A 24238-nucleotide genomic window follows, 5' to 3' on the forward strand; every position below is an offset into this window, starting at 1 on the left:
TTCTAGGCACTGATCCCCGCGGCCGGGCTACCCGAGCAGGCGGTCGAGGATGCGCTCCAGCCAGGCGCGCTCCTCGACCGAGAGCCTGGCCAGAACCTCCTGCTCGCGGGCCCGCGCCATCGGCGCCACCTGGTCATGGATTGCCCAGCCGGCTTCGGTGAGGTTGAGCACCGAGCGGCGCTTGTCGCCATCGTGGGTCGCGCGGTCCACACGGCCGGCCTCGACCAGCCGCGCCAGCGCGCGGCTGACCGCGACCTTGTCCATCGCCGTGCGCTCGGCGACCTCGCGCGCGGAAAGACCTTCGAAGCGTCCCAGCACGGCCATCACCCGCCATTCGGTTACCGACAGGTCGAAGCGACGCTGGTAATCGTCGGCGATCGCCTGGCTGATGGTGTTGGACAGGATCGACAACCGATAGGGCAGGAATCGCTCCAGTTCGAGCGGGGCGTGTTCGGCGGTGGCCGCGTCGGGTGGGCGCTTGGCTGGCACGGCGGCGCGGCTCCTTGCAAATGGTTTCACATGTAACTATAACGGAGATCTAGCCGGATTCTTCGAGGCCCCCGCGCATCATCGTGGGCGCGGCCGCACCGTCCACTGTACGTCTTCCGCCTTCCAGGAGAGCGCCATGAACGCCCAACCGAACCTCGGCATGCAGGTCACCACCTTCGAGAACCCGATGGGCATCGACGGCTTCGAGTTCGTGGAGTTCGCCGCACCGGCGGGCCGCGGTGCCGAGCTGCACGCGCTCTTTCGCAAGATGGGCTTCACCGCCGTGCTCAAGCACAAGCGCCGCGCGATCACCGTGTACCGCCAGAACGGCGTGAACTTCCTGGTCAACGAGGATCCGGATTCCTTCGCCGCCGACTTCGCCGCCAAGCACGGTCCCTGCGCGTGCGGGTTCGCGATCCGCTTCAAGACGCCCTCGGACGAGGTGTGCACGAAGGTGCTCGGCAACGGTGGCGAGGCGGTCGATCACAAGGCGGCCAGCAAGGCGGTCAACGCGCCGGTGGTCAAGGGCATTGGCGACTGCATGCTTTACCTGGTCGACCGCTACGGCGCCAAGGGCGACGTCTACGACGGCGACTACGAGGCCGTGCCGGGCGCCGAGCCGAATCCGAAGGGTTTCGGGCTTACCTTCATCGACCACCTCACTCACAACCTCTACTTCGGCAACATGCAGAAGTGGTCGGACTACTACGAGCGGCTGTTCAACTTCCGCGAGATCCGCTACTTCGACATCAAGGGCGCCAAGACCGGCCTGGTGTCCAAGGCGATGACCGCGCCCGACGGCATCGTGCGCATCCCGCTCAACGAGTCGAGCGATCCGAAGAGCCAGATCAACGAGTACCTGGACGCCTACCACGGCGAAGGCATCCAGCACATCGCCTGCTTCACCGACGACATCTACGCGACGGTCGAGAAGATGCGCGAGCAGGGCGTGGAGTTCCTCGACACGCCCGATACCTACTTCGACGTGATCGACATGCGCATCCCCAACCATGGCGAGGACGTGCCGCGGTTGCGCAAGAACAAGATCCTGATCGACGCCGACCCGGAGACCAAGCAGCGCAAGCTGCTGCAGATCTTCACGCAGAACAACATCGGCCCGATCTTCTTCGAGATCATCCAGCGCAAGGGCAACGAGGGCTTCGGCGAGGGGAATTTCCAGGCGCTCTTCGAGTCGATCGAGCGCGACCAGATGAAGCGCGGCGTGCTGTAGGGCACGCCGCGGGAACAGCCGGTCAGTGACCGAGGTTGTTGTGCAACATGGCGGCGACCACCGCACCGAAGAAGACGAGGTAGATGACCAACAGGGTGAGGCCGATCAGATAGAGCACGCCCTGGATCACGAAATAGGTCTTCAGGCGCGACAGGGCTTCGATCAGTGCGTTGGCGTCGTCCTGGAGCTGTGAGCGCTGCGCCGCCCCGGCCGACTGGAGCAGCAGCACGCCGATCCAGATCGGCAACCACGCAATGATGATGCCGACGATGGTGAGGGCGGTGATCGCACCCTGGATGATGAACATGATGCCGATGAACTTCATCCAGCCCGCGGCCGATGCCAGCGGCAGGCCGATTTCCCGGGTTGCGCGCGCAGGCATGCCCGCGCCGGGTGCGGCAGGTACGTAAGACATGTGGTTCCCCTGGTTTTGAGTGGACCGGGCGTCCCCCTGGACGCCTGGCCGGGCAAAGAGTAGAGGCAAACGGCGGGGCCGCACAGGGCCCGCACCACCGGAGCTGAGGTCATGAAGACGGGCAACGCATCGGCATATCAATCGGGCTTCGGCAACGAGTTCGCCACCGAGGCAATCGAAGGCACCCTCCCCGAAGGCCAGAACTCGCCCCAGCGCGTGGCCCACGGCCTCTACGCCGAGCAGCTCTCCGGCACCGCCTTCACCGCGCCGCGGCACGTCAACCGCCGCAGCTGGCTATACCGCATTCGCCCCGCGGCCGTGCACGCGCCGTTCGAGCCGCTCGCGCACGAGGGCTTCCACAACCGCTTCGACGAGGCGCCGGCCACGCCCAACCAGTTGCGCTGGGACCCGCTGCCGAGTCCCGCCCAGCCCACCGACTTCATCGACGGCCTGGTCACCATCGCCGGCAACGGCGGTCCGGCCGAACAGGCCGGCATCGGCATCCATCTGTACGCGGCCAACCGTTCGATGGAAGGCCGCTTCTTTTACGACGCGGACGGCGAGCTGCTGATCGTGCCGCAGCAGGGCCGCCTGCGCATCGCGACCGAACTGGGCGTGATCGAACTGGAACCGCAGGAGATCGCGGTGATCCCGCGCGGCGTGCGCTTCCGCGTGGAGCTTCCCGACGGCGAAGCTCGCGGCTACGTCTGCGAGAACTTCGGCGCCCTGCTGCGGCTGCCGGAGCTTGGTCCCATCGGCTCCAACTGCCTGGCCAACGCACGCGACTTCCTCACGCCCCGCGCGGCCTACGAAGACATCGAAGGCGACTTCCGCCTCATCGCCAAGTTCCAGGGCAGCCTGTGGCAGGCGAAGATCGGCCACTCGCCGCTGGACGTGGTCGGCTGGCACGGCAACTACGCGCCGTACAAATACGACCTGCGCCGCTTCAACACGATCGGCTCGATCAGCTACGACCACCCGGACCCGTCGATCTTCACCGTGCTGACCTCCGGCAGCGACACGCCCGGCACGGCCAACATGGATTTCGCGATCTTTCCGCCGCGCTGGCTGGTCGCGCAGCACACCTTCCGCCCACCGTGGTTCCACCGCAACGTGGCCAGCGAGTTCATGGGCCTGATCAACGGCGTGTACGACGCCAAGGCCGAGGGTTTCGTGCCCGGCGGCGCCAGCCTGCACAACTGCATGAGCGGCCACGGGCCCGATGCGGCGACGTTCGAGAAAGCGTCCGGCGCCGACCTTTCGAAACCCGACGTGATCGGCGGCACCATGGCTTTCATGTTCGAGACGCGCAAGGTCATCCGCCCGACGCGCCAGGCGCTGGAATCGCCGCAGCTGCAGAAGAACTACTACGAGTGCTGGCAGGGCATCGCACGGCACTTCGAGCCGGGACGCGATTGATGCACCGGCTCGCGGGCACCGTCTGCGCGCTGCTGCTCGCTGCCTGCGGCAGCGGTGAGCAGGCCAGCGAACCTGCGCCCGGACCCGTCGCCAGCGCACCCGCCGCGGCCGCGACCCGCGATCCGGCCGGTACGGCTCCCGCAGGCATGGCCCGCTATGACGGTTACGGTGATCTCCGCTTCGGCATGGACGAAACGGCATTCGCCGAGGCCTGGCAGGGCGAGCTCACGCGCCTGGGCCCACCGGGCCAGGCGTGCTTCTACCAGACGCCCAAATGGGTGAAGACACCCTCCGACTTTGCCTTCATGTTCGAAGGTGGCCGCTTCGTGCGCTACGACGTGGGTACGGTGAAGGAAACCGCGCCGGGCGGCGGCAAGGTCGGCATGCGCGCGGAACAGGTCCGCACGTTGTACGGTGCGCGGGCGAGCGAGTCACCGCACAAGTACGTACCCGGTGCCAGTGTGTTGCGCGTGACCGCGCCGCAGGGCACGGGCGTGCTGGTGTTCGAGACCGACGCGCAGGGCAGGGTGACGCGCTGGCGCGCCGGCGTGCCGCCGCAGGTCGATTACGTGGAAGGCTGTGGTTAATTTCAATCCGGAGTTCTCATGAAACTGGCAAGTCTCAAGGAAGGCGGCCGCGACGGCACGCTGATCGTGGTCAGCCGCGACCTCACGCAGGCGGTCACCGCCATCCACATTGCGCCGACGCTGCAGGCCGCGCTGGATGACTGGTCGAACGCGGCGCCGCGCCTGAACACGCTGTCGGAAGCATTGAATGCCGGCGAAGTCGTCGGCGCCTTCGCGCTGGACGTGGCCAGCCTCGCCTCGCCGCTGCCGCGCGCCTACGAGTTCGTCGACGGCTCGGCCTACCTGCCGCACGTCGAGCGCGTGCGCCGCGCGCGCGGCGCCGAGGTGCCGGCGAGCTTCTACAGCGATCCGCTGATGTACCAGGCCACCAGCGCCGGCTTCCTCGGGCCGCGCGATCCGGTGGTGGTGCCGAGCGAGGACTTCGGCATCGACCTGGAAGCGGAGGTGATCGTGGTCACCGACGACGTGCCGATGGGTGCCACGCCGGCCCAGGCCTCGGAGCACATTCAGCTGATCGGCCTGGTCAACGACGTTTCGTTGCGCGGCCTGATCCCGGGCGAACTGGCCAAGGGCTTCGGCTTCCTCCAGAGCAAGCCGCGCTCCGCGCTCTCGCCGGTGCTGGTCACGCCGGACGAACTGGGCCAGGCGTGGCGGGACGACAAGCTGCACCTGCCCATGCGCACCTGGCTCAATGGCAAGTGGTTCGGCGAGGCCGATTGCGGCGTGGACATGCAGTTCAGCTTCGCGCAGCTGGTGGCGCACGTGGCCAGGACCCGCCCGCTGACCGCCGGTACCATCGTCGGCTCGGGCACCATCGCCAACGAAGACACCAGCAAGGGTGCCTCGTGCCTGGCCGAGCAGCGCACGGTCGAAACCCTGCGCGACGGCAAGCCGAGCACGCCGTTCCTGAAATTCGGTGACAGCCTGCGCATCGAGATCACCGACGCCGCCGGCGTCTCGATCTTCGGCGCGATCGAACAAACCATCACGCCTCAGAAGGCATGATCGGTGCCGCCCGGGCGCACAGGCGCCTGGGCGGTCCTGGCCCGCCGGCCATCGTTCACAGAAGGAGCCTGCCGATGCCGCATCCACTGCCTGCCCTTGCCGCTTTCGTCGCCGCGCCGCTGCTTGGCCTGGCCGTGCATGTCGCCTCGACGCATGCCGCCGGCACGACGATCACCGCCGCTGCCGCGGCGAGCTTGCCGAAGAACCTGTGCTCCTCCTGCCATGGCGGCGGGCGGGTGGCGTGGAGCCGGGCCGCCGACGCGCTCGATGCACGTGACCTTGTGGCCGCACGGAGCTATCTCGAGGGCGCGCCGCGGGGCTAGTCCCCCGCAAGGCTTCCCCATCCGCCCTTCGGGCACCTTCCCCGGTCCAGGATGCCGACAGGCGGATGGGGGCGCTCCTGCTCCCGCGACCTTCTGTCCACCTGCGCCGCGCCGGTGCCTTGACCCGGATCAAGAGCCCCCCGCGCCGCACCGGCAAACTGGCCCCATGAACCACGCCATTGCCGCTCCCGCCTTCGATCCGGCGCTGATCGCCCGCTACGACACCGCCGGCCCCCGCTACACCAGCTACCCGACCGCGCCGCAGTTCCACACGCGTTTCGGCGAGGCGGCGCTGCGCGAGGCGATCCGCACCTCCAACGAGGAACCGATCCCGCGCCCGCTGTCGCTGTACGTGCACGTGCCCTTCTGCATGAGCCCGTGCTTCTACTGCGGCTGCAACCGCGTGATCACGCGCGAGATCGCCAAGGCCGACCGCTACCTCGAACGCCTCTACCGCGAGATCGAGCTGACCGCGCCGCTGTTCGACCGCGACCGCCCGGTGCGCCAGCTGCACTTCGGCGGCGGCACGCCCAACTTCCTGGACCTGCCGCGCATGCGCGAGCTGATGGAATCGCTGGCGCGCCACTTCAGCTTCAGCAGCGAGCGCTCGCGCGAGTTCGGCATCGAGATCGACCCGCGCTTCGCCGACGGCGGCTACATGCGCGGCCTGGGCGAGATGGGCTTCAACCGTCTCTCGGTCGGCATCCAGGACTTCGACCCGGCGGTGCAGCAGGCGGTCAACCGCATCCAGAGCGTGGAACAGACGCGCGAGGTGATCGAGGTCGCCCGCGCATCGGGCTTCGTCTCGGCCAGCGTCGACCTGATCTACGGGCTGCCCAAACAGAATCTGGAGGGCTTCGACCGCACGCTGACCGAAGTGATCGCGCTGGAGCCCGACCGCGTCGCGGTCTACGGCTACGCGCACCTGCCGGACCTGTTCAAGGCGCAGAAGCACATCCACGCCGACGAACTGCCCGACCCGGCCACCCGCCTGGCGCTGTTCGGCCGCGCGCTGGAGCGGCTCTCCGCCGCCGGCTACGTCTACGTCGGCATGGACCACTTCGCCCGCTACGACGACGAACTGGCGCGCGCCCAGCGCGAGGGCAGCCTGCAGCGCAACTTTCAGGGCTACTCCACCCATGGCGACTGCGACATCGTCGGCCTCGGCGTGAGCGCCATCGGTCGCGTGGGCGACACCTACAGCCAGAACGCGCGCGACCTCACCGGCTATTACGCCGCGCTGGACGCCGGCCGCCTGCCGATCGCCCGCGGCCTGGAGCTGGACGAGGACGACGTCATCCGCCGCGCGCTGATCGGCGAGCTGATGTGCCACGGCGAGGTCGACATGCAACTGTTCGGCGCGCGCCACCGACTGCTGTTCGACGAATACTTCGCCGCCGAGCTGGCGCGCCTGCGCGTGCTGGCCGACGACGGTCTGGTGACGCTGGAAGGGCGCATGATCCGGGTGACCGCACGAGGGCGGCTGTTGCTGCGTAGCATCGCAATGTGTTTCGATGCCTACCTGCATGCCGAGGAAGCGCCGCGCCGCTTCTCGCGCACGATCTGACCGGCCACAAGGCGTTGCTGATGCGTTTGGAAAACCAGGCGGGCCGCCTGCCTGAACCACCCAGCCCGATCGCCGACGACGGCGACGAGGCCCACTTCTGCCGTACCTGCGCGTTCGCCGGCGCCTGCCAGGCGGTGGGCTACGGCAAGCTCGAGCTGCGCGAACTGCATTGCCTGGTCGAGCACGTCGGGCCGTTCCGCGCGGGCGAGTACGTGTTCCGGACCGGCAACCCGTTCCGCGCGATCTTCGCGGTGCGTTCGGGCACGGTAAAAACCAGCATGGTCGACAAGGAAGGCCGCGAGCAGGTGCTCGGCTTCTACCTGCCCGGCGAAGTGATCGGCCTGAACGCGATCTACCCGGAACACTTCCCGTGCGATGCGATCGCGCTGGAAACCTCCTACTTCTGCCGCTTCTCCTTCCCGGCGATGAGCGCGCTGGCCGCACGCATGCCGGCGGTGCAGAGCCACCTGTTCCGGCTGCTCAGCAAGGAACTGGGCTCGGCGAGCCTGCTGGCCGGCGACCACAGCGCCGACGAGCGTATGGCCGCGTTCCTCACCGACCTGGGCCAGCGCTACGCCGCGCGCGGCTTCTCCGGTACGCAGTTCCAGCTCAGCATGTCGCGCGGCGACATCGCCAACTACCTGCGCCTGGCCGCCGAGACGGTCAGCCGCGTACTGAGCCGCTTCCGCGCACAGAACCTGATCCAGGTGGAAGGACGCCAGCTGCTGATCCTGGATCCGGCCGGCCTGCACCACATCGGCCGCAGCCTGCTGCCGGACTGACCCCACCCTGGCTTGGCGGCCGCCGGCGGTGCTACCGGGCCTGTAGCCGGTCGCCTGCCCGCACGTTCGCGGGCGCGATGCGGGAAACCGGCCTCAGTCCAGCCGGATAAGCTCCCCCATCCCCGGCATCTGCCAGTCCACGCCCAGCCCCGTCAGCGCTTCGCCCATGCCGCGCATGCCGCGGTCGTACTCGCCGTGCACCAGGAACACCCGCCGCCGTGGCGCGCGCCCCAGCCAGTCCAGCAGGTCGGCGCGGCCGGCGTGGGCGGAGAAGCCGTTGATCGTCCACACCTGCGCGCGCACCGGGATTTCCTCGTTGAACACGCGCACGCTGGCGGCGCCGTCGATGATCCGCCGCGCCAGCGTGCCCTGCGCGGCGTAGCCGACGAACACCACGCTGCTGCGCTCGCGCCAGAGGTTGTGCTTCAGGTGATGGCGCACGCGCCCGCCGGTGCACATGCCCGAGCCGGCCAGGATGATGGCGCCGCCGTCGATCGCGTTGATCGCCATCGACTCCTGCGTGCTGCGGGTGAAATGCAGGCCGGGCATGGCGAACGGGTCGCCGTGCTGCAGCACCTGCAGGAACTGCGCGTCGAAACATTCCGGGTGCCGGCGGAAGATCTCGGTGGCCGAGATCGCCATCGGCGAATCCAGGAACACCCGCACGTGCGGTGGCACCTGGCCTTCGCGCAGGCCCTGGTGCAGGTAGTAGAGGATCTCCTGCGTGCGCTCCAGCGCGAAAGTGGGAATCACCACGTTGCCGCGACGCCCCACCGTTTCGCGGATGGCCTGGTAGAGCTCGGCCACCGAGTCGGGCACCGAGCGGTGCGGGCGGTCGCCGTAGGTGCATTCCATCGCCACGTAGTCGGCCGCTGGCGCAGGCACGGGGTCGCGCAGCAAGGGACGGCCGGGATTGCCCAGGTCGCCGGAGAACAGCATCGTGCGCTGCCTTGCGCCATCGCCCAGGGTCAGCAGCACCTGCGCCGAACCGAGGATGTGCCCGGCGTCGAGGAAGCGCGCGCGGATGCCGGGCGCCACGTCGATGTCGTGCGCATAGCCCAGCCCCGGTTCGAAGAAATCCATCGCATGCAGCGCATCGTCCAGCGTGTACAGCGGCTCGATCGCTTCCTCGCCGCGCCGGTCGCTGCGTGCCGCGCGGCGCGCGTCCTCCTCCTGCAGCCCGGCCGCATCCAGCAGCACCAGTCGCGCCAGCTCGCGCGTGGCCGAAGTGGCCAGGATGCGCCCGCGGAAACCCTGCCGCACCAGCCGCGGGATGCGCCCGCAATGGTCCAGGTGCGCGTGGGTGAGCAGCAACGCATCGATGGTGGCCGGGTCGAAGCCGAACGGCTCGGCGTTGGCCTGTTCGGTCGCGCGGTCGCCCTGGAACATGCCGCAATCGACCAGCACGCGGCGGCCGTTGCATTCGACCAGGTGGCACGAACCGGTGACCTGCTTGGCGGCACCGTGGCAGCTGTAGACGAGCATCGCATCGCTCCGTGGTAGCGCGGAAACTCTCGCACGATGCTGGCGGGCACGCTTGACCGCCGTCAAGACGAGATGACGGGAAACCCGCCCTACGAAAAAGCACGGCGCTGGGCTTCGAGCCAGGCGAGGGCCCCAGCGAGCATGGCCAGCATGGCGCCGGCGGCCATGGCGCCCGGCAGGGCGAGGTCCATCACCGCGCGCAAAAACGGCACGCCGAACGCGGCCACCAGCATGAGCAACAGGGCGCCGCCCAGGCGGCCGATCCAGCGATTGCGCGCTGCCGACCGCGCCAACACCGCGCGGGCCGGGTGGCGGTTGGCCAGGATCAGCAGGAACAGGCTCCCCAGCAGCGCCGCGAACACCGCGCCGCGCGCCTGCGCGGCGTTCACGCCCTCGTGCAGCAGCCAGCCGAAGCCGAGCAGCAGCACGGTCGCCACGCCCAGCCCCTGCAAAACCGCCCGGCCCAGCCGGCGCGCGGCGAATGGAGACTCCCCCTCCGCGCGCGGTGGCCGTGTCATCACGTCGCCGGCTTCGGGTTCGGCCTCGAACACGATCGAGCAGGCCGGATCGATCAAAAGCTCCAGCAACACGATGTGCACCGGCATCAGCAGCACCGGCCAGTGCAGCAGGGCCGGCACCAGCGCCAGCGCGATGATCGGCATGTGCACGGCGAACACGAAACCGGTCGCCTTGGCGATGTTGTCGTAGATGCGCCGGCCCTGGCGGATCGCCGCCACGATGCTGGCGAAGCTGTCGTCCAGCAGCACCAGCGCAGCCGCCTCTCGCGCCACGTCGGTGCCGCGCTCGCCCATGGCGATGCCGACGTCGGCGGCCTTGAGCGCCGGCGCGTCGTTGACGCCGTCGCCGGTCATCGCCACCACGCGGCCGTCCGCGCGCAGCAACTGCACCAGGCGCAGCTTCTGCTCGGGCTTGAGCCGCGCACACAGGTCGACGTGCCGCAGGCGCGCGCGCAGTGCGTCGTCGTCGAGCGCCGCCATGTCCGTGCCGGTGAGCACCTCGGTGCGTTCGCCGAAACCGACCTTGCGGGCGATCGCGCGCGCGGTGGCAGGGTGGTCGCCGGTCATCATCAGGATGCGCACGCCGGCGGCGCGGCATTCGGCGATCGCGGCCGGCACCTCCGGGCGCGGTGGATCGGCCAGCCCGATCAGACCGAGGAACTCGAAATCAAAGTCGTGCTGGTTGGCCGGCCAGGCTTCGCCGGTCCACTGCCCGCGGGCTACGGCGAGCACGCGCAAACCGCGCGCGGCCATCGCCTCGACCTCGGCGAGAATCGACGCGGCCGGCCCGGCGGGAAGGTGGCACAGGTCGATCACCGCCTCGGGGGCGCCCTTGGTCGCCAGCAGGTGGCGCGTGCAGGTGTCGCAGGGGAACACCCGCGTCATCGCCAGGATCTGTGGCGAGAGCGCGTACTCCGCTTCGGCCGACCAGTCGGCATGCACGTGCTCGGTGTGCACCAGCCAGCGCAGGCCGAAGTGCTGGATCGCCTTCTCCATCGGATCGAACGGATCGCTGGGCGTGGCCAGCATCGCGAACTCGACCAGCAGGTGGAACGTCTCGGCCAGCTCCGTGGCGCCCTCGTCGACGAAGCGTTCGCCGCCGACCGCCAGCTCGGCCACCTGCATGCGGTTCTGCGTGAGCGTGCCGGTCTTGTCCACCGCCAGCACCGAGATCGCGCCCAGCGCCTCCACCGCCGGCACGTGCCGGGTGAGCACCTTGCGTCGCGAGATGCGCCAGGCGCCCAGCGCCAGGAACACGGTGAGGATCACCGGGATTTCCTCCGGCAGGATCGCCATCGCCAGCGCGATGCCGCCGAGCAGGCTTTCCAGTGGACCGTGGCCGTCCCACAACCAGGACAGCAATGCGTAGGCCGCGGCCAGCGCCAGGCCGCCGATGGCGAGATAGCGGATCAGCCGGCGCGAGGCGCGCTGCAGCTCGCTCGGCGCCTCGCGCGTGTTCGCCAGCGCCTCGCCGATGCGACCGACCGCGGTGGCACTGCCGGTGGCGTTGACGCGGGCGACGCCCAGCCCGCGCGTCACCACCGTGCTGGCATGCACCGCGGCTTCGCCTTCGCTCTGGCGCGTCACCGGCACCGATTCGCCGGTCAGCAGCGACTCGTCCACCTCCAGCCGGCCCTCCAGCAGCGTGGCGTCGGCCGCGATGCGATCGCCCTCGCGCAGCACCAGCAGGTCGCCCGATACCACGTCGGCGCCGGCCACGCGCACCTCCTCGCCGCCGCGGATCACCAGCGCGCGCGGCGCGGAAAGCTCGCGCAGCGATTCGAGTGCGCGCTGGGTCTTGCGCTCCTGCAGCAGGGTGATGCCGATCACCACGAACACGGCCGAGAGCAGGAACGCCGCCTCGGCGCGGTCGCCCAGCGCCAGGTACAGGCCGCCGGCGCACAGCAGCATCAGGAACATCGGCTCGGACAACACGCCCAGCACGATCGCGCCGAAGCTCTTGGGCGTGCTGCCGGGCAGCAGGTTGGGGCCGTGCGCGGCCAGGCGGCGCGCGGCTTCGGCCGGGTCCAGCCCCTCGCGTGCGGCCGCCTGCGCGCGCTCGGCGGTAACCATGGCGCTAGCGGTTGACCAGCACGGGGACGTCCGATTCCAGGATCACGCGCTGTGCCTCGCTGCCCAGCAACAGCCGGTCCAGCCCGCGCCAGCCGTGGCTGCCCATCACGATCAGGTCGCAGCCTTCGCGCCGCGCGGCCGCGACGATGACGCGGTGCGGCCTGGGGTCGGTTTCCAGGCTGCACTGGCAAGGCACGCCGGCGGCGTCGGCGCGCTCGCGCACGGCGGCCAGGTAGCGGGCGCCCGCTTCCTCGGCGCTGTCGGCGTATTCCGCGTCGCTGGTGGCGATGATCTCGTTGAGGAACGGCACCGCCGGCAGCGGTACCACCACGTGCAGTGCGTGCACGCGCGCGCCGAGCTGGCGGGCCAGTGCGATGCCGGCGTCAGCGGCGCGCAGCGAAAGGTCCGAGCCGTCGATGGGAAGCAGGATGTGCTTGTACATGCGTCTCTCCAGGGTCAGCGACAGGTATAGCCGCCGTCGATCACCAGCTCGCTGCCGGTGACGAAGCGGGATTCGTCCGAAGCCAGGTACACCACGCCCCAGGCGATGTCGTCCGGCTCGCCCAGGTGGCCCAGCGGGTGCAGCGCGGCGGTATCGCGCCGGTGCTGCTGCGCGTCACCGCCCATCGCGGCGATGTGCTGCTCGACCATCGGCGTCCAGATGAAGCCGGGATGGATCGAGTTCACGCGGATGCGGTCGGCCGCGTAGAGCAGCGCGTCGGTCTTGCTCATCAGCCGCACCGCGCCCTTGGACGCATGGTAGGGCGGAACGTCGGGCGCGCCGACCAGGCCGTAGATCGAGGACAGGTTGATGATGCTGCCGCCGCCGGCCGCGCGCATCGGCGCGATGGCGTGCTTGGTGCCGAAGAACACGCCCTTGACGTTGACCGCCTGCACGCGGTCCCACTCGGCCTCGGTCAGCTCGTGGGTGGGCTTGTTCGCGCCGGAGATGCCGGCATTGTTCACCAGCACGTCCAGCCGGCCGAACGCGGCCACGGTCGCGGCGACGGCGGCGGCCACCTCCACTTCGACCGACACGTCCGCATGCAGGTAGCGTGCGCTGTCGCCGAGTTCGACGGCCAGCCGCTGCCCGGCATCGTCGTGCACGTCCACGATCGCCACACGCGCCCCCGCTTCCACCATGCGCCGGGCGCAGGCCGCGCCGATGCCTACGGCGCCGCCGGTGACCAGTGCGGTCTTGCCATCGAGCCTGCCCATGACCGAATCCTCCTCTTCCGACATGAAGCGAGCATGGATCGGGCGATCCGGGGCGATGCTGACCTGCGTCAACCGGCGCGGGGGCCGATTGACGCACGGCTGGTTGACGCAGAGCTGGTTGACGCAGGGCTGATTCAGGTCACGGCCGCCGCGACGGGTGCGCGGGAGAATCGCTCGCATTTCCACCCTTGCGAGCCTCGCATGCGCGAATCCGCCACCACCAACAGCACGTTCCCGCCCATCGCCACGCTGCTTGCCGCTGCGCCGCACCGCCCCCTGTTCCTCGCCGGTGCGCTGGCGGTGTTGACCAGCATGGCCTGGTGGGCGCTGGAACTGGCCTCGATGCGCCTGGGCTGGCACGGGTGGCCGCAACCGCCGGTGCCGCCGGGCTGGGCGCACGCGATGCTGACCCAGTACGGCATGCTGCCGATGTTCATGTTCGGCTTCCTGCTGACCACGTTCCCCAAATGGCTCAGCCGGCCGTCCATCCGCCCGCGGCGCTACGTGGCGGTGGCCGGCTCGGTGTTCGCCGGGTACCTGCTCTCGCACGTGGGGCTGCTGGACATGCCGTGGGTACTGCGCGCCGGCATCGCGCTGATGCTGGCCGGGTATCTCGTCGGCGTGGTCACGCTCGCCGGCGTGCTGCGCGCCTCCGAACAGCGCAACCAGCACGCCTGGTCGTGCCTGGCGGCGCTGTGCCTGGGCGCGCTGGGATTGGCGGCATTCCTGGGCTTCCTGCTCGGCGCGCCGGCGCACTGCGCGCGCTTCGCGATCAAGCTGGGCACCTTTGGCCTGTTGGTGCCGGTCTACTTCACGGTGGCGCACCGCATGCTCGCCTTCTTCAGCGGCAACGTGGTGAAGGGCTACGTGGCGCGCCGCCCGGCCTGGAGTTTGCCGCTGATGTGGCCGCTGCTGCTGGCGCACCTGGCGCTGGACCTGGGCCACGCGCAGGCCTGGCTGTGGGTCGTCGATGTGCCGCTGGCGCTGCTGTTCGGCTGGCACGCCATCGCCTGGCAGCCGTGGAAGGCGATGCGCCCGGGTCTGCTCGCCGTACTGCATCTTGCCTTCGCCTGGCTGCCGATCGCGTTCGCGCTGTACGCGGTGCAGAGCCTGTGCCTGTTCGCCGGGCGCGGGCCGGTGCTCGGCCTGGCCCCGCTGCACGTGCTGACCATCGGCTACTTCGGCTCGATGCTGGTGGCGATGGTCACCCGCGTTACCCAGGGCCATTCCGGCCGACCGCTGCAGATGGGCGCGGTGCCGTGGGCCTGCTTCGTGCTGCTGCAGGGCGTGGTGCTGCTGCGCGTGTGGGCGGAGCTGGTCCGCGACAGCTACCTGTGGCTGATCGTGACCGCCTGCGGCTGGCTGGTGGCCTTCCTGCCCTGGGTGATCCGCTCGGCCTGGATCTACCTGACCCCGCGCGTGGACGGCAAGCCCGGCTAGGTTAGACATCTCGGCAACATCGTTCTGTGGCAGGGTGACGCATCAGGCCGGTTCCGGCAGTGGGCGTGACGCAGGTCAAGCGCGTCAGTGGCCCGGGACCTAGGCTGATCCCCAGGAACCACAGGAGCGATTCCTCATGTCACGAAGGCTGTCCCTCGTACTCGCGGCCGCCAGCATGCTGGCTTTGGTCGCCTGTTCGGACAAACCCTCCGCCAGTGCCGGCGAACCCACTGCGGCCAAGGCGGCTTCCGCACCGGTGTCGGCACCGACCGACTTCGGCCCGCCGCAGGGCGAGCCGATCCACGCGGTGCTGACCAGCCCGCCGCACGTGCCGCCGCCGATCCACCGCAACTACCCGGCCAAGGTGATCGTCGAGCTGGAAGTGATCGAGAAGGAGATGCCGATCTCCGAGGGCGTCACCTACACCTACTGGACCTTCGGCGGCACCGTGCCGGGCAGCTTCATCCGCGTGCGCCAGGGCGACACGGTGGAGTTCCACCTGAAGAACTCGCCGACCAGCAAGATGCCGCACAACATCGACCTGCACGGCGTGACCGGTCCGGGCGGCGGCGCGGCATCGAGCTTCACCGCGCCGGGGCACGAGTCGCAGTTCACCTTCAAGGCGCTCAACGCCGGCATCTACGTCTACCACTGCGCCACCGCGCCGGTGGGCATGCACATCGCCAACGGCATGTACGGCCTGATCCTGGTCGAGCCGCCGCAGGGCCTGCCCAAGGTCGACCACGAGTACTACGTGATGCAGGGCGACTTCTACACCACCGGCAAGTACCGCGAGAAGGGCCACCAGCCCTTCGACATGGACAAGGCCATCGACGAGCGCCCGACCTACGTGCTGTTCAACGGCCACGAAGGCGCGCTCACCGGCGACAAGGCGCTGACCGCGAAGGTCGGCGAATCGGTGCGCCTGTTCGTGGGCAACGGCGGCCCCAACCTGGTCTCCAGCTTCCACGTGATCGGCGAGATCTTCGACCGCGTGCAGCAGGAGGGCGGCCTGCATCCGCAGGAGAACGTGCAGACCACGCTGATCCCCTCCGGCGGCGCGGCCATCGTCGAGTTCCACACCGACGTGCCGGGCAGCTACGTGCTGGTCGATCACTCGATCTTCCGCGCGTTCAACAAGGGCGCGCTGGGCATCCTGAAAGTGGATGGCCCGGAGAACAAGGCGATCTACTCGGGCAAGGAAGTGGACTCGGTGTACCTGGGCGATCGCGCCGAACCGAACCTGCACGCGGTGAGCACCGCGGCCAAGGCCAACGCCGCCGGCACGCTGAGCAAGGCCGACCAGGTCGCCGCCGGCAAGCAGCTGTTCACCGGCACCTGCTCGGTCTGCCACCAGGCCAACGGCGAAGGCCTGCCGGGCGTGTTCCCGCCGCTGGCCAAGTCCGACCTGGTTGCGAAGCTGGTGAAGGAAGACAAGGACAAGCTGATCGCGATCCCGCTGCACGGCCTGACCGGCAAGGTCACGGTGAACGGCAAGGAATACGACTCGGTGATGCCGCCGATGACGCAACTGACCGACGACGAGGTCGCCAACCTGCTCACCTACGTGCTCAACAGCTGGGACAACCCGGGCGGGCAGGTGACCAAGGAAGAGGTGGCCAAGGTCCGCGCGCAGCCGGCCCCGGCGCCGGCCGCGGAGCACTGAGCGATGCGCCGGCGTCCTTCCGTTGCCAGGCTCGGGCTGATGCTGCTGGGCCTGCTGCTGGCCGGGCCGATCCTGGCGGCGGACGGCGCGTCGGCGAAGTACCGGCCGCTGCCGGGCGGTGAGTTCGCCAGCGTGCTCCCGGCTGACGGCAAGACGGCGCCGGCCGTCCTCGAACCCTTCCGCCTGCGCACCGAGCCGGTGACCAATGCCGAGTTCCTTGCCTTCGTCAGACGCCACCCCGAATGGCGGCGCGATCGCGTGCCGAGTGTGTTCGCCGACGGCCGCTACCTGTCGCAGTGGGCGGCGCCCGACCAGCTCGGCCCCGACGCGCTGCCGCGCCAACCGGTGACGCAGGTGAGCTGGTTTGCCGCGCAGGCGTACTGTGAAAGCGAGCACGCTCGCTTGCCGACCTGGTACGAGTGGGAATACGCCGCGGCGGCGGACGCCACCCGCGCCGACGCGCGCAGCGACCCGGCGTGGCGCGAGCGCGTGCTGTCCTGGTACGCGCGCCCCTCCAACGACGCGCTGCCGCCGGTCGGCGGCAAGCCCGACGTCCACGGCGTGCGCGACCTCAACGGCCTGGTGTGGGAGTGGGTGGAGGACTTCAACGCGATGATGACCAGTGCCGACAGCCGCGAGCAGGACGGCGCCGACAAGCTCAAGTTCTGCGGCGCCGGCGCCATCACCATGGAACAGAAGGAGAACTACGCCACGCTGATGCGCGTTGCGATGCTCTCCTCGCTCAAGGCCACCGATACCACCGCCAATCTGGGCTTCCGCTGCGCCCGGCCGGAGTGAACCCGTGAAACGACTGCTTCTGACGCTGCTTGCCCTGCTGCTCGCCGCCCCGATTCAGGCCGCCTCGCCGCTGCCATCCGATTCGATCTACCAGTTGTCGGTGCCCTTGACCGACCAGGACGGCCACGTCGCGCCGCTCGCCGCGGGCCGCGGCACGCCGCGGATCGTAAGCATGTTCTATACCTCGTGCACGATGGTCTGCCCGATGATCATCGACACCATGAAGGCCACCCGGCGCGCCGCCGGCGAGCCGGTCGACCTGCACCTGCTCGCGGTGAGCTTCGACCCCGAGCGCGACGACGTGGACGCGCTACGCCGCTATGCCGCCGCGCACAAGCTGGACCTGCGCTGGTGGACGCTCGCGCGTACCGCGCCGCAGGACACCCGCTCGCTCGCTGCGTTGCTGGGCGTGCAATACCGCAAGCTGCCCGACGGCGAGTTCAACCACTCCAGTGCGCTGCTGTTGCTGGATGGGGAGGGGCGCATCGTGGCGCGCACCAGCATCATCGGCCGCACCGATCCGGAGTTCGTCGCCGCCGTGCGCAAGGCCACCGTCGCGAAGTAGGGCGAGCTTCAGCCCACCATTGCGCGATGTTTGGCCGGCGGGTTGAAGACCACCGGACGACGATCCTGCGTTGATGCAGGTCATGGCCGCGGGGCCTGGTGCGGCGCACGCTGCGGGCAGTCCCGAACGAGGCCCGAGCATGGCCGCCTGGTACCCCTGGATCCTGCTGCTGCACCTGTCCTGTGCCATCGTGTTCGTCGGCGCGGCCGCGTTCGAGGTGCTGGTGCTCGAAGGCCTGCACAAGCGCTTCGATGCAACGACGATGGCCAACATCGAACAGGCGGTGATGGCGCGCGTACGGCGCTTCATGCCGGTCGTGGTGCTGCTGCTTTTCCTCAGCGGCGGCATGCTCTTCGATATCCGCTGTGACGGCGTCACCTGCGTCGGCACGCGCTTTGGCTGGTTCCTTCTGCTCAAGGTCGCGCTGGCGTTCGGCGTGCTCGCGGTGTTCGTCAACGCGGTTTGGGCCGGCGCGCATGGGCGGATGAGCGTATGCCGCTTCCGCCATACCCATCGCGTGGTGCTGGCGTTGATGGTCGGCATCGTGTTCCTGGCCAAGACCATGTTCTACTTGTAGGTCTCATCCCCAGGAGGAAGCGTCATGTCGCAAGTGAAGTTCAAGGGCGAACCGGTCGAAGTCAGCGGCGCGTTCCCGGTCAAGGGCGCGCAGGCCCCGGCGTTCACGCTGGTCGGCAAGAGCCTGGCCGACGTGGCGCTGTCCAGCTATGCGGGCCAGCGCAAGGTGCTCAACATCTTCCCCAGCATCGACACCGGCGTGTGCGCCACCTCGGTGCGCCGCTTCAACGAACTGGCGGCGAAGCTCAGCGACACCGTGGTGCTGTGCATCTCGGCCGACCTGCCGTTCGCGCAGGCGCGCTTCTGCGGCGCCGAGGGGCTGGAACGGGTGGTGACGCTCTCGACCATGCGTGGGCGCGAGTTCCTCACCGACTACGGCGTGGCGCTCACCACCGGGCCGCTGGCCGGGGTTGCCGCGCGCGCGGTGGTGGTGCTGGACGCGGACAACCGCGTGCTGCACGCGCAGCTGGTCGATGAGCTGACGAACGAGCCCGACTACGACGCCGCGCTGGCCGCGCTGGGCTGAGCGCCGGTCACCTGCAGGAGCGCACCCAGTGCGCGACCGTGAGCACGGCGGTACAGGGTGCGCTCCTGCAGTGGTTCAACGATCGGCGGGAATGGGTGGCCTCGTTACGCGCCGAGGGACAGATGTCCGGATGCTGGCGTGGGCAGGTGCGCGCATGGGATCAACGGCGGACCGAGACCAGCGGGACGCCGATCCCGCGCGCGTCGGGATTGAGCCCCAACCCGTATTTCAGGCTGCGGCCGATGCGCTCGGCGTACTCGACCATCTGCGCGGCACCGGCCTCGTCCAGTTCCTCGGCGCAGGTGGCGCGCCACAGTGCCAGCCAGTGATCGAAGTGTTCGGCGCGGATCGGTAGCGGGCGGTGCATGGCCATCGGGTTGCCGCGATAACTGGCCGCGCCCAGCGCCACCGAGCACCAGAAACGGGTGAGCAGGCGCTTGTGTTCGGGCCAGTCGTGCACGACGGCGTTGAACACCGGGCCGATCGACGGGTCGGCGGTGACCTTGTCGTAGAAGCGATCGACCAGGCGGGCGATCGTGGATTCGGTAAGCGTGGTGTCGCGCATGTCTTTCGCTTGGGTGGCCGCGCCGCGGGCGATCCGCGGCGCGGCGGTGAGGTTACTTGGCGCGGCTGATCGTGCCCTTCATCAGCGCGGCGTGGCCGGGGAACGAGCAGAAGAACTCGTAGTCCTGACCGGGCTTGAGCGCGTCCACCTTGAAGCTGGTCGAATCGCTCTCGCCACCGCCGATGATCTTGGTGTGCGCGATGATGCGGTTGTCGCCGGGCTTGAGGTAGTTGTTGTCGATGCCTGCCTTGGCGCCGTCGGCGACGATGCCCGGCTCGTCGGCGGTCGAGGACACCACGAAGTTGTGGCCCATCGCGGCCTTCGGCAGCTTGCCCACGTGCTTGAGCGTGACGGTGAACTGCTTGCAGGTGTTGGGCACGACGATCGACTTCTGGTCGAACTGCATGGCGTCGTTGCCCTGGATGGTGGTCGAGCAGTTGGAGGCGGCCCAAGTCGGGGCAGCGGCCAGGCCAAGCAGGGCGAAAGCGAACAGACGACGTTTCACGGGGTGTCTCCTTTGCTATCGGGGGAAGCGGGGTCGATGGGCGCCGCGTCGCCGGCCTGACCGGAGACCGGCTCATCTTCCATCAGCGGCAGTACGGCAGGACTTTCCAGGTCATCGAACTGCTGGTGGTTGGCGGCCCAGAAGAACAGCGCCACGGCGACCAGCACGATCAGGCCGGTGACCGGGATCAGCACCAGCAGGATGTTCATGCGCGCAGTGCCGGGCCGGTGCCCGCGCGGCCCACGCGCAGGCCGTTGAGCACCACCACCAGCGAGCTGACCGACATACCGATAGCGGCCAGCCATGGGGGAACCAGGCCGGCGGCGGCGAACGGCACCGCCAACAGGTTGTACGCGAGCGACCAGCGACGGCCCTGCGCCACCACCTGGGCAAGCTGGCGGGCGACGTGGCGCGCCTGCAGAAGGCCATCCAGACGGCCACGCGCCAGCAGCAGGTCGGCATGCGCCTGCGCCAGGTCGGTGCCCGAAGCGAGCACGGCCGAGGCGTCCGCGCCGGCCAGTGCCGGGGCGTCGTTGCTGCCGTCGCCGACGGCCAGCGTGACGTGGCCCTGCGCCCGTGCCGCCTCGAGCAGCGCGAGCTTGTCAATGGGCGACTGGCGACCGGCCCAGCGCTTGATGTGCAGCGCGTTTGCGATCGGCGCCACGCGGGCGCGGGTATCGCCGCTGGCCAGCACGGTGGCGATGCCCTCGCCGCGCAGCGCCTGCAGCGTCGCGGCGGCATCGCTGCGTGGCGCCTCGCTGACGTGGAAGGCGGCCAGCGGGCCTTCGGCATCGGCCAGCAGCAAGGTGCCGGCGGCGCCGGCCGGCGCCGCGCAACCGCTCAAGGCAAGCGCGAAATCGGGGCGACCCAGGCGCAGCGCGCGGCCGTCCACCTCGGCGCCGATACCGGCGGTGGCGGAGACTTTCAGCGCGTGCACCGCGGGCGTGTCGCCCGGCCAGGCGGCAGCCAGCGCTGTGGCGAGCGGATGGGTGCTTTCGCGCGCCAGCGCCGCGGCCAGGCGCAACGCCTGCTGCGGCGCCAGGCCGTCGCGCAGCGGCTCGACCGCGTCGGGGTCGAGCCGAGGCGTGGTCAGCGTGCCGGTCTTGTCGAACAGCGCGTAATCGACGCGTGCGAGCGTATCGAGCGCGGCCGGTTCGGTCACCAGCACGCCGCGTCCGGCGAGCACGGCCAGCGCGCGGGTGACGGCGGCGGGGCGGGTCAGTGCGAAGGCGCAGGGACAGGCGACCACCAGCACGGCGACCGCGGCGTCGAACGCGCGCGCGCGGTCGAGCCACAGCCAGGCGAGCGCGGTGAGCGTGGTCAGCGCCAGCACGCGCAGCACGAAGCGGGTGGCCTCGCGGTCGGCGGCCCCGTTGCCCGGGCGCGCCTGGCGCGCGCGGCCGGCCAGTTGGCCGAGACGTGCGGCGGCGGTGTCGTCGCCGCTGTGTTCCACGCGCAGTTCGGCCGGGCTGCCCAGGACCACGGCGCCGGCGACCAGCCGCTCGCCGCGCTGGCGGCGGCGCGGGCGGGACTCGCCCGAGAGCAGCGCCTCGTCCACCTCGATCGCCTCGCTCTCCAGCACGCCGTCGGCCGGCACGGTGCCGCCCTCGGCGATGCGTACGCGATCGCCGGGAAGCAGTTCCAGCGCCGGGATGGTTTCCAGGCTGCCGTCGGCGCGGCGACGCTCGGCCACCAGCGGGGTGGCATCCTGCGCGGCCTCGCCCAGCGCGCCGCTGGCATGGCGCGCGCGCAGCTCGACGTGGCGCGCGGCCAGCAACAGGAAGACGAACATGCTCACCGAATCGAAATAGATCTCGCCGTGCCCGCGTAGCGTGCTCCACACACTGGCGCCGAAGGTCAGCAGCACCGCCAGCGACACGGTGAAGTTGACGCCGAGCCGGCGCGTGCTCACCTCGCGCCAGGCGCCAGCGAGGAACGGCTGCGCCGAGTAGGCGACCACCGGCGCGGTGGTGAGCAGGCTGAGCCAGCGGAACAGCCCGCGGGTGGTGAAGTCGACGAAATCGACCACGCCGATGTACATGACGAAGGCGTAGGTCATCACCTGCATGGCGCACATGCCGGCGACCAGCAGGCGCTTGAGCGCGTCGTTGGCCTCGCCGCTGCGCGCGTCGTCGATGTGTTCGCGCCGCAGCGGCCGCGCGCCGCACTGCTCGGCGGCGAACGCGTCGAGCAGTTGCGGCAGGGCGAGCCGGTCGGGGTTCCACACGATACGCGCGCGCTGTGCGCGGGCGTCGATCGCCACGCGCGTCACGCCGGGCAAGGCGTGCAGGCGCGCGTCCAGGCGCAGTTGCTGGCGTGGGTCGGTGAGGCCCTCGACACGCAGCGCGATTTCGGCGCGACCATCGCGCCGGGGACGGATCACCTGCGCCGCAAGGCGCGGGTGCAGCCACGCCGCGTGCATGCCTGCGGCGTTCATGGGCCGCGCCCAGGCGCTCCCGCCGCGCGGGATGACGAGGCCTTCGCGCTCTCCGCTTTTTGCCCGTCGGCCTTCGCGGCCCCGTGCATCGGCATGTCCAGCAACGTGTGCGGATGCTCGGTCATCTGCAGCGGCAGGTCGGCGTGGCGCGAACCGAGCACGATCGTCCAGATGCACCCGGCCAACGACGCGGCGAAGATCACCGCCCCGAGCCAAAGCACGGGTTGCCGGTACCAGGCGTCGGCCGCGGCCGACGTCTCAGCGGGAGGCTTGTGCTGCTGCATCGCCCTGGTGCGAGAGATGGTAGACGTAGGCGGCGAGCACGCGGGTCTGGTCGTCGTTCAGGCGCTTGCTCCACGCGGGCATCTGCCCCTGGCGGCCGCCGCCGATGGTGCGCACGATGTCCTCGAACTTGCCGCCGTGCAGCCAGATCCTGTCGGTGAGGTTGGGTGCGCCCAGCGCCGGGTTGCCCTTGCCCTGCGGGCCGTGGCAGGCGGCGCAGGTGGTGAACAGCGGCTGGCCGGCGGCGGCGCGTCCTTCGTCGTGCGACGAGCCGGAAAGGCTCAGCACGTAGTTGGCCAGGTTCTTGACGTTGTCCTCGCCCAGGCTGGACCACGGCGGCATCATGCCGGCGCGGCCCTCGCGGATCGAGGTGAGGATGTCCTTGCCGCTGCCGCCGTAGAGCCAGTCGTCGTCGATCAGGCTGGGCGCGCCCAGCTTGACGTTGCCGTAGCCGCCGCGCCCGTGGCACGCGGCGCAGTTGTCCACGAACAGGCGCTCGCCCATCTGCTGCGCGGCCGGGTCGTCGGCCAGCTGCTCGACCGGATACTTGCGGAAGCGCTCGATCAGGTCGTCCAGCTTGGCGTTGTTGGCGGCTTCATCGCGGGCCAGTTCGCCATGGGCGGTCCAGCCGAGCGTGCCCTTGTGATTGCCGAAGCCGGGATAAAGCACCAGATAGAGCGCGCCGGCCACGAACATCGTGCCGGACAGCAGCAGCCACCACAGCGGCAGGTTGCGCACGCCCTCGCGGATCGTGCCGTGCGCCCAGACATGGCCGCTGGTGTCGTCCGACAGTGTCGGGATCTTCGCCCGCGGCGCCCACAGGAACAGCAGGAACGTGATGCCGAAGTTCAGCACCACCAGGAACATCACCCACAACGACCAACCCGCGCTCACGGCTGCCTACCTTTGTCGTTCTTGTTCTCATCCGGCGTGCCCGGCGCCGGCCCTTGCGGCTTGTCTTCCATCGGAAGCTCGCTCATCCGCTTGAAGGTCGAGCGGTGGCGCTTGCGCCAGGCCCAGATCCAGATGCCGATGAACACCAGCATCAGCAGCACCGTGACCACGCCGGTCAGGTGCCCCCAGAACGGATTCATCATCGGATGGTTCATGGCGTGCCTCCGTGGCCGGTCGGCACCGGCACGGTGGCCGCCGGCTCGTTCTGGATGCCCAGTCCCTGCAGGTAGGCGATCAGTGCATCCATCTCGGTCTTGCCTGCCAGCGCCTTCGGTGCGCTGGCGATGTCCGCATCGGTGTACGGATCGCCCAGTTTGCGCAGCGCACGCATGCGCGCCTGGATGTCCTCGGCGCTGATCGTGTTGTGCTCGAGCCAGTCGTACTGCGGCATGTTCGACTGCGGGACCACCTGGCGAGGATTCTCCAGGTGCAGGCGCTGCCACTGGTCGGTGTACTTGCCGCCCACGCGCGCCAGGTCCGGCCCGGTGCGCTTGGAGCCCCACTGGAACGGACGGTCGTAGACCGATTCCTGCGCGGTGGAGAAGTGGCCGTAGCGCTGGGTCTCGGCCCGCAGCGCGCGAATCATCTGCGAGTGGCACAGGTAGCAGCCCTCGCGCACATAGATGTCCTTGCCGGCCAGGCGCAGCGGGTCGTACGGCTTGACCCCCAACGGCGCCTTGACCGCATGGGCTTCCATGAACAGCGGAGTGATCTCGGCGAGGCCGCCGATCGACACCATGATCGCCGTGAGGATGCCAAGCAGCGCGGCATTCTTCTCGATGATTTCGAAATGCTTGTAAGCCATCTGATCG

The 24238-nt window shown here is 69.5% G+C and carries 27 protein-coding genes; 13 read left to right on the forward strand and 14 right to left on the reverse strand.

The window, feature by feature from the left end; genetic code table 11:
• Positions 1 to 27: 27 nt before the first annotated feature.
• Positions 28 to 489 (reverse strand): MarR family winged helix-turn-helix transcriptional regulator, encoded by a 462-nt coding sequence (locus ACFWZ4_RS12710; protein WP_439705052.1) that lies wholly within the window; start codon positions 487 to 489, stop codon positions 28 to 30.
• 136 nt (positions 490 to 625) lie between these two features.
• Here ACFWZ4_RS12710 and hppD point away from each other — a divergent pair, with 136 nt between their 5' ends.
• Positions 626 to 1720, forward strand: coding sequence for a 4-hydroxyphenylpyruvate dioxygenase (gene hppD / locus ACFWZ4_RS12715; protein WP_439705053.1), 1095 nt, complete (start codon positions 626 to 628; stop codon positions 1718 to 1720).
• Between the two features lie 22 nt (positions 1721 to 1742).
• Here the strand turns inward: hppD and ACFWZ4_RS12720 are convergent, their stop codons facing one another.
• Positions 1743 to 2135: a DUF5362 domain-containing protein gene (locus tag ACFWZ4_RS12720; RefSeq protein WP_439705054.1), complete on the reverse strand. Its 393-nt coding sequence runs from the start codon at positions 2133 to 2135 to the stop codon at positions 1743 to 1745.
• 111 nt (positions 2136 to 2246) lie between these two features.
• Between ACFWZ4_RS12720 and hmgA the strand changes: the two genes are divergently transcribed.
• The 6 genes from hmgA to ACFWZ4_RS12750 all read left to right on the forward strand — a co-directional run bounded on the left by hmgA (position 2247) and on the right by ACFWZ4_RS12750 (position 7818).
• Entirely contained in the window at positions 2247 to 3554 is a 1308-nt protein-coding gene (gene hmgA, locus ACFWZ4_RS12725) for a homogentisate 1,2-dioxygenase (RefSeq protein WP_439705055.1), read from the forward strand.
• A complete protein-coding gene (locus ACFWZ4_RS12730) occupies positions 3554 to 4141 on the forward strand; it encodes a lectin (protein ID WP_439705056.1) in 588 nt (195 codons plus the stop codon). Before hmgA ends, ACFWZ4_RS12730 begins: the two co-directional genes overlap by 1 nt.
• 18 nt (positions 4142 to 4159) lie before the next feature.
• Positions 4160 to 5146 carry a fumarylacetoacetate hydrolase family protein gene (locus ACFWZ4_RS12735; protein ID WP_439705057.1) on the forward strand — a complete coding sequence of 329 codons (987 nt, stop codon included), beginning with the start codon at positions 4160 to 4162 and terminating at the stop codon, positions 5144 to 5146.
• 74 nt (positions 5147 to 5220) lie between these two features.
• The gene (locus tag ACFWZ4_RS12740; RefSeq protein WP_439705058.1) at positions 5221 to 5469 is read left to right on the forward strand and encodes a hypothetical protein; all 249 of its coding nucleotides are present in this window, start codon (positions 5221 to 5223) and stop codon (positions 5467 to 5469) included.
• A gap of 166 nt (positions 5470 to 5635) precedes the next feature.
• A complete protein-coding gene (gene hemN / locus ACFWZ4_RS12745; RefSeq protein ID WP_439705059.1) occupies positions 5636 to 7036 on the forward strand; it encodes an oxygen-independent coproporphyrinogen III oxidase in 1401 nt (466 codons plus the stop codon).
• A 20-nt stretch (positions 7037 to 7056) separates the two neighbouring features.
• Positions 7057 to 7818, forward strand: a complete 762-nt coding sequence (locus tag ACFWZ4_RS12750) for a helix-turn-helix domain-containing protein (RefSeq protein ID WP_209615402.1) — start codon at positions 7057 to 7059, stop codon at positions 7816 to 7818.
• Positions 7819 to 7911: 93 nt separating this feature from the next.
• On the opposite strand, the gene ACFWZ4_RS12755 is transcribed toward ACFWZ4_RS12750, so the two are convergent.
• The 4 genes from ACFWZ4_RS12755 to ACFWZ4_RS12770 form a co-directional block, all read right to left on the reverse strand.
• Positions 7912 to 9303: an MBL fold metallo-hydrolase gene (locus tag ACFWZ4_RS12755; protein WP_439705060.1), complete on the reverse strand. Its 1392-nt coding sequence runs from the start codon at positions 9301 to 9303 to the stop codon at positions 7912 to 7914.
• An 89-nt stretch (positions 9304 to 9392) separates the two neighbouring features.
• Positions 9393 to 11894: a cation-translocating P-type ATPase gene (locus ACFWZ4_RS12760; protein ID WP_439705061.1), complete on the reverse strand. Its 2502-nt coding sequence runs from the start codon at positions 11892 to 11894 to the stop codon at positions 9393 to 9395.
• 4 nt (positions 11895 to 11898) lie between these two features.
• A complete protein-coding gene (locus tag ACFWZ4_RS12765) occupies positions 11899 to 12336 on the reverse strand; it encodes a universal stress protein (RefSeq protein ID WP_439705062.1) in 438 nt (145 codons plus the stop codon).
• Positions 12337 to 12350: 14 nt separating this feature from the next.
• On the reverse strand, positions 12351 to 13292 hold the full coding sequence (locus tag ACFWZ4_RS12770; protein WP_439705063.1) for a glucose 1-dehydrogenase: 942 nt from the start codon (positions 13290 to 13292) through the stop codon (positions 12351 to 12353).
• A gap of 21 nt (positions 13293 to 13313) precedes the next feature.
• On the opposite strand from ACFWZ4_RS12770, the gene ACFWZ4_RS12775 reads away from it, so the two are divergent.
• From ACFWZ4_RS12775 to tpx, 6 genes are all read left to right on the forward strand, one after another.
• Positions 13314 to 14552, forward strand: a complete 1239-nt coding sequence (locus ACFWZ4_RS12775; protein WP_439705064.1) for an NnrS family protein — start codon at positions 13314 to 13316, stop codon at positions 14550 to 14552.
• Positions 14553 to 14688: 136 nt separating this feature from the next.
• A complete protein-coding gene (gene nirK, locus ACFWZ4_RS12780) occupies positions 14689 to 16218 on the forward strand; it encodes a copper-containing nitrite reductase (RefSeq protein WP_439705065.1) in 1530 nt (509 codons plus the stop codon).
• A 3-nt stretch (positions 16219 to 16221) separates the two neighbouring features.
• Positions 16222 to 17016 (forward strand): formylglycine-generating enzyme family protein, encoded by a 795-nt coding sequence (locus ACFWZ4_RS12785; RefSeq protein ID WP_439705066.1) that lies wholly within the window; start codon positions 16222 to 16224, stop codon positions 17014 to 17016.
• A 4-nt stretch (positions 17017 to 17020) separates the two neighbouring features.
• On the forward strand, positions 17021 to 17581 hold the full coding sequence (locus ACFWZ4_RS12790; protein WP_439705067.1) for an SCO family protein: 561 nt from the start codon (positions 17021 to 17023) through the stop codon (positions 17579 to 17581).
• 139 nt (positions 17582 to 17720) lie between these two features.
• Complete coding sequence (locus ACFWZ4_RS12795; protein ID WP_439705068.1) at positions 17721 to 18158, forward strand: CopD family copper resistance protein; 438 nt, start codon at positions 17721 to 17723, stop codon at positions 18156 to 18158.
• A gap of 24 nt (positions 18159 to 18182) precedes the next feature.
• Positions 18183 to 18683 (forward strand): thiol peroxidase, encoded by a 501-nt coding sequence (gene tpx / locus ACFWZ4_RS12800; protein ID WP_439705069.1) that lies wholly within the window; start codon positions 18183 to 18185, stop codon positions 18681 to 18683.
• Positions 18684 to 18843: 160 nt separating this feature from the next.
• Here tpx and ACFWZ4_RS12805 read toward each other — a convergent pair whose 3' ends face one another.
• From ACFWZ4_RS12805 to ccoO, 8 genes are read right to left on the reverse strand one after another with little or no spacing between them, the layout of a single operon-like run.
• A complete protein-coding gene (locus ACFWZ4_RS12805) occupies positions 18844 to 19248 on the reverse strand; it encodes a group III truncated hemoglobin (protein ID WP_439705070.1) in 405 nt (134 codons plus the stop codon).
• A 52-nt stretch (positions 19249 to 19300) separates the two neighbouring features.
• Complete coding sequence (gene azu / locus ACFWZ4_RS12810; protein ID WP_439705071.1) at positions 19301 to 19753, reverse strand: azurin; 453 nt, start codon at positions 19751 to 19753, stop codon at positions 19301 to 19303.
• Positions 19750 to 19962 (reverse strand): cbb3-type cytochrome oxidase assembly protein CcoS, encoded by a 213-nt coding sequence (gene ccoS, locus ACFWZ4_RS12815; RefSeq protein ID WP_439705072.1) that lies wholly within the window; start codon positions 19960 to 19962, stop codon positions 19750 to 19752. The genes azu and ccoS overlap by 4 nt, the downstream gene beginning before the upstream one ends.
• Entirely contained in the window at positions 19959 to 22190 is a 2232-nt protein-coding gene (locus tag ACFWZ4_RS12820) for a heavy metal translocating P-type ATPase (protein ID WP_439705073.1), read from the reverse strand. Before ACFWZ4_RS12820 ends, ccoS begins: the two co-directional genes overlap by 4 nt.
• A complete protein-coding gene (locus ACFWZ4_RS12825) occupies positions 22187 to 22474 on the reverse strand; it encodes a hypothetical protein (protein ID WP_439705074.1) in 288 nt (95 codons plus the stop codon). The genes ACFWZ4_RS12820 and ACFWZ4_RS12825 overlap by 4 nt, the downstream gene beginning before the upstream one ends.
• Positions 22449 to 23366, reverse strand: a complete 918-nt coding sequence (gene ccoP / locus ACFWZ4_RS12830) for a cytochrome-c oxidase, cbb3-type subunit III (protein WP_439705075.1) — start codon at positions 23364 to 23366, stop codon at positions 22449 to 22451. Before ccoP ends, ACFWZ4_RS12825 begins: the two co-directional genes overlap by 26 nt.
• Positions 23363 to 23581: a cbb3-type cytochrome oxidase subunit 3 gene (locus ACFWZ4_RS12835; protein ID WP_439705076.1), complete on the reverse strand. Its 219-nt coding sequence runs from the start codon at positions 23579 to 23581 to the stop codon at positions 23363 to 23365. Before ACFWZ4_RS12835 ends, ccoP begins: the two co-directional genes overlap by 4 nt.
• Positions 23578 to 24231, reverse strand: coding sequence for a cytochrome-c oxidase, cbb3-type subunit II (gene ccoO, locus ACFWZ4_RS12840; RefSeq protein WP_439705077.1), 654 nt, complete (start codon positions 24229 to 24231; stop codon positions 23578 to 23580). The genes ACFWZ4_RS12835 and ccoO overlap by 4 nt, the downstream gene beginning before the upstream one ends.
• Between the last annotated feature and the right edge of the window lie 7 nt (positions 24232 to 24238).

This window comes from Frateuria sp. GZRe12, from assembly GCF_051900535.1.
Taxonomy (GTDB): Bacteria; Pseudomonadota; Gammaproteobacteria; order Xanthomonadales; family Rhodanobacteraceae; genus Frateuria_A.

Excerpts from the sequence above, each read along its gene's own strand:
- hppD (WP_439705053.1), top strand. The coding sequence starts at position 626 with ATGAACGCCCAACCGAACCTCGGCATGCAGGTCACCACCTTCGAGAAC.
- ACFWZ4_RS12720 (WP_439705054.1), bottom strand. The coding sequence starts at position 2,135 with ATGTCTTACGTACCTGCCGCACCCGGCGCGGGCATGCCTGCGCGCGCA.
- hmgA (WP_439705055.1), top strand. The coding sequence starts at position 2,247 with ATGAAGACGGGCAACGCATCGGCATATCAATCGGGCTTCGGCAACGAG.
- ACFWZ4_RS12730 (WP_439705056.1), top strand. The coding sequence starts at position 3,554 with ATGCACCGGCTCGCGGGCACCGTCTGCGCGCTGCTGCTCGCTGCCTGC.
- ACFWZ4_RS12735 (WP_439705057.1), top strand. The coding sequence starts at position 4,160 with ATGAAACTGGCAAGTCTCAAGGAAGGCGGCCGCGACGGCACGCTGATC.
- ACFWZ4_RS12740 (WP_439705058.1), top strand. The coding sequence starts at position 5,221 with ATGCCGCATCCACTGCCTGCCCTTGCCGCTTTCGTCGCCGCGCCGCTG.
- hemN (WP_439705059.1), top strand. The coding sequence starts at position 5,636 with ATGAACCACGCCATTGCCGCTCCCGCCTTCGATCCGGCGCTGATCGCC.
- ACFWZ4_RS12750 (WP_209615402.1), top strand. The coding sequence starts at position 7,057 with ATGCGTTTGGAAAACCAGGCGGGCCGCCTGCCTGAACCACCCAGCCCG.
- ACFWZ4_RS12755 (WP_439705060.1), bottom strand. The coding sequence starts at position 9,303 with ATGCTCGTCTACAGCTGCCACGGTGCCGCCAAGCAGGTCACCGGTTCG.
- ACFWZ4_RS12760 (WP_439705061.1), bottom strand. The coding sequence starts at position 11,894 with ATGGTTACCGCCGAGCGCGCGCAGGCGGCCGCACGCGAGGGGCTGGAC.
- ACFWZ4_RS12765 (WP_439705062.1), bottom strand. The coding sequence starts at position 12,336 with ATGTACAAGCACATCCTGCTTCCCATCGACGGCTCGGACCTTTCGCTG.
- ACFWZ4_RS12770 (WP_439705063.1), bottom strand. The coding sequence starts at position 13,292 with ATGCGAGCGATTCTCCCGCGCACCCGTCGCGGCGGCCGTGACCTGAAT.
- ACFWZ4_RS12775 (WP_439705064.1), top strand. The coding sequence starts at position 13,314 with ATGCGCGAATCCGCCACCACCAACAGCACGTTCCCGCCCATCGCCACG.
- nirK (WP_439705065.1), top strand. The coding sequence starts at position 14,689 with ATGTCACGAAGGCTGTCCCTCGTACTCGCGGCCGCCAGCATGCTGGCT.
- ACFWZ4_RS12785 (WP_439705066.1), top strand. The coding sequence starts at position 16,222 with ATGCGCCGGCGTCCTTCCGTTGCCAGGCTCGGGCTGATGCTGCTGGGC.
- ACFWZ4_RS12795 (WP_439705068.1), top strand. The coding sequence starts at position 17,721 with ATGGCCGCCTGGTACCCCTGGATCCTGCTGCTGCACCTGTCCTGTGCC.
- tpx (WP_439705069.1), top strand. The coding sequence starts at position 18,183 with ATGTCGCAAGTGAAGTTCAAGGGCGAACCGGTCGAAGTCAGCGGCGCG.
- ACFWZ4_RS12805 (WP_439705070.1), bottom strand. The coding sequence starts at position 19,248 with ATGCGCGACACCACGCTTACCGAATCCACGATCGCCCGCCTGGTCGAT.
- ccoS (WP_439705072.1), bottom strand. The coding sequence starts at position 19,962 with ATGAACATCCTGCTGGTGCTGATCCCGGTCACCGGCCTGATCGTGCTG.
- ACFWZ4_RS12820 (WP_439705073.1), bottom strand. The coding sequence starts at position 22,190 with ATGAACGCCGCAGGCATGCACGCGGCGTGGCTGCACCCGCGCCTTGCG.
- ACFWZ4_RS12825 (WP_439705074.1), bottom strand. The coding sequence starts at position 22,474 with ATGCAGCAGCACAAGCCTCCCGCTGAGACGTCGGCCGCGGCCGACGCC.
- ACFWZ4_RS12835 (WP_439705076.1), bottom strand. The coding sequence starts at position 23,581 with ATGAACCATCCGATGATGAATCCGTTCTGGGGGCACCTGACCGGCGTG.
- ccoO (WP_439705077.1), bottom strand. The coding sequence starts at position 24,231 with ATGGCTTACAAGCATTTCGAAATCATCGAGAAGAATGCCGCGCTGCTT.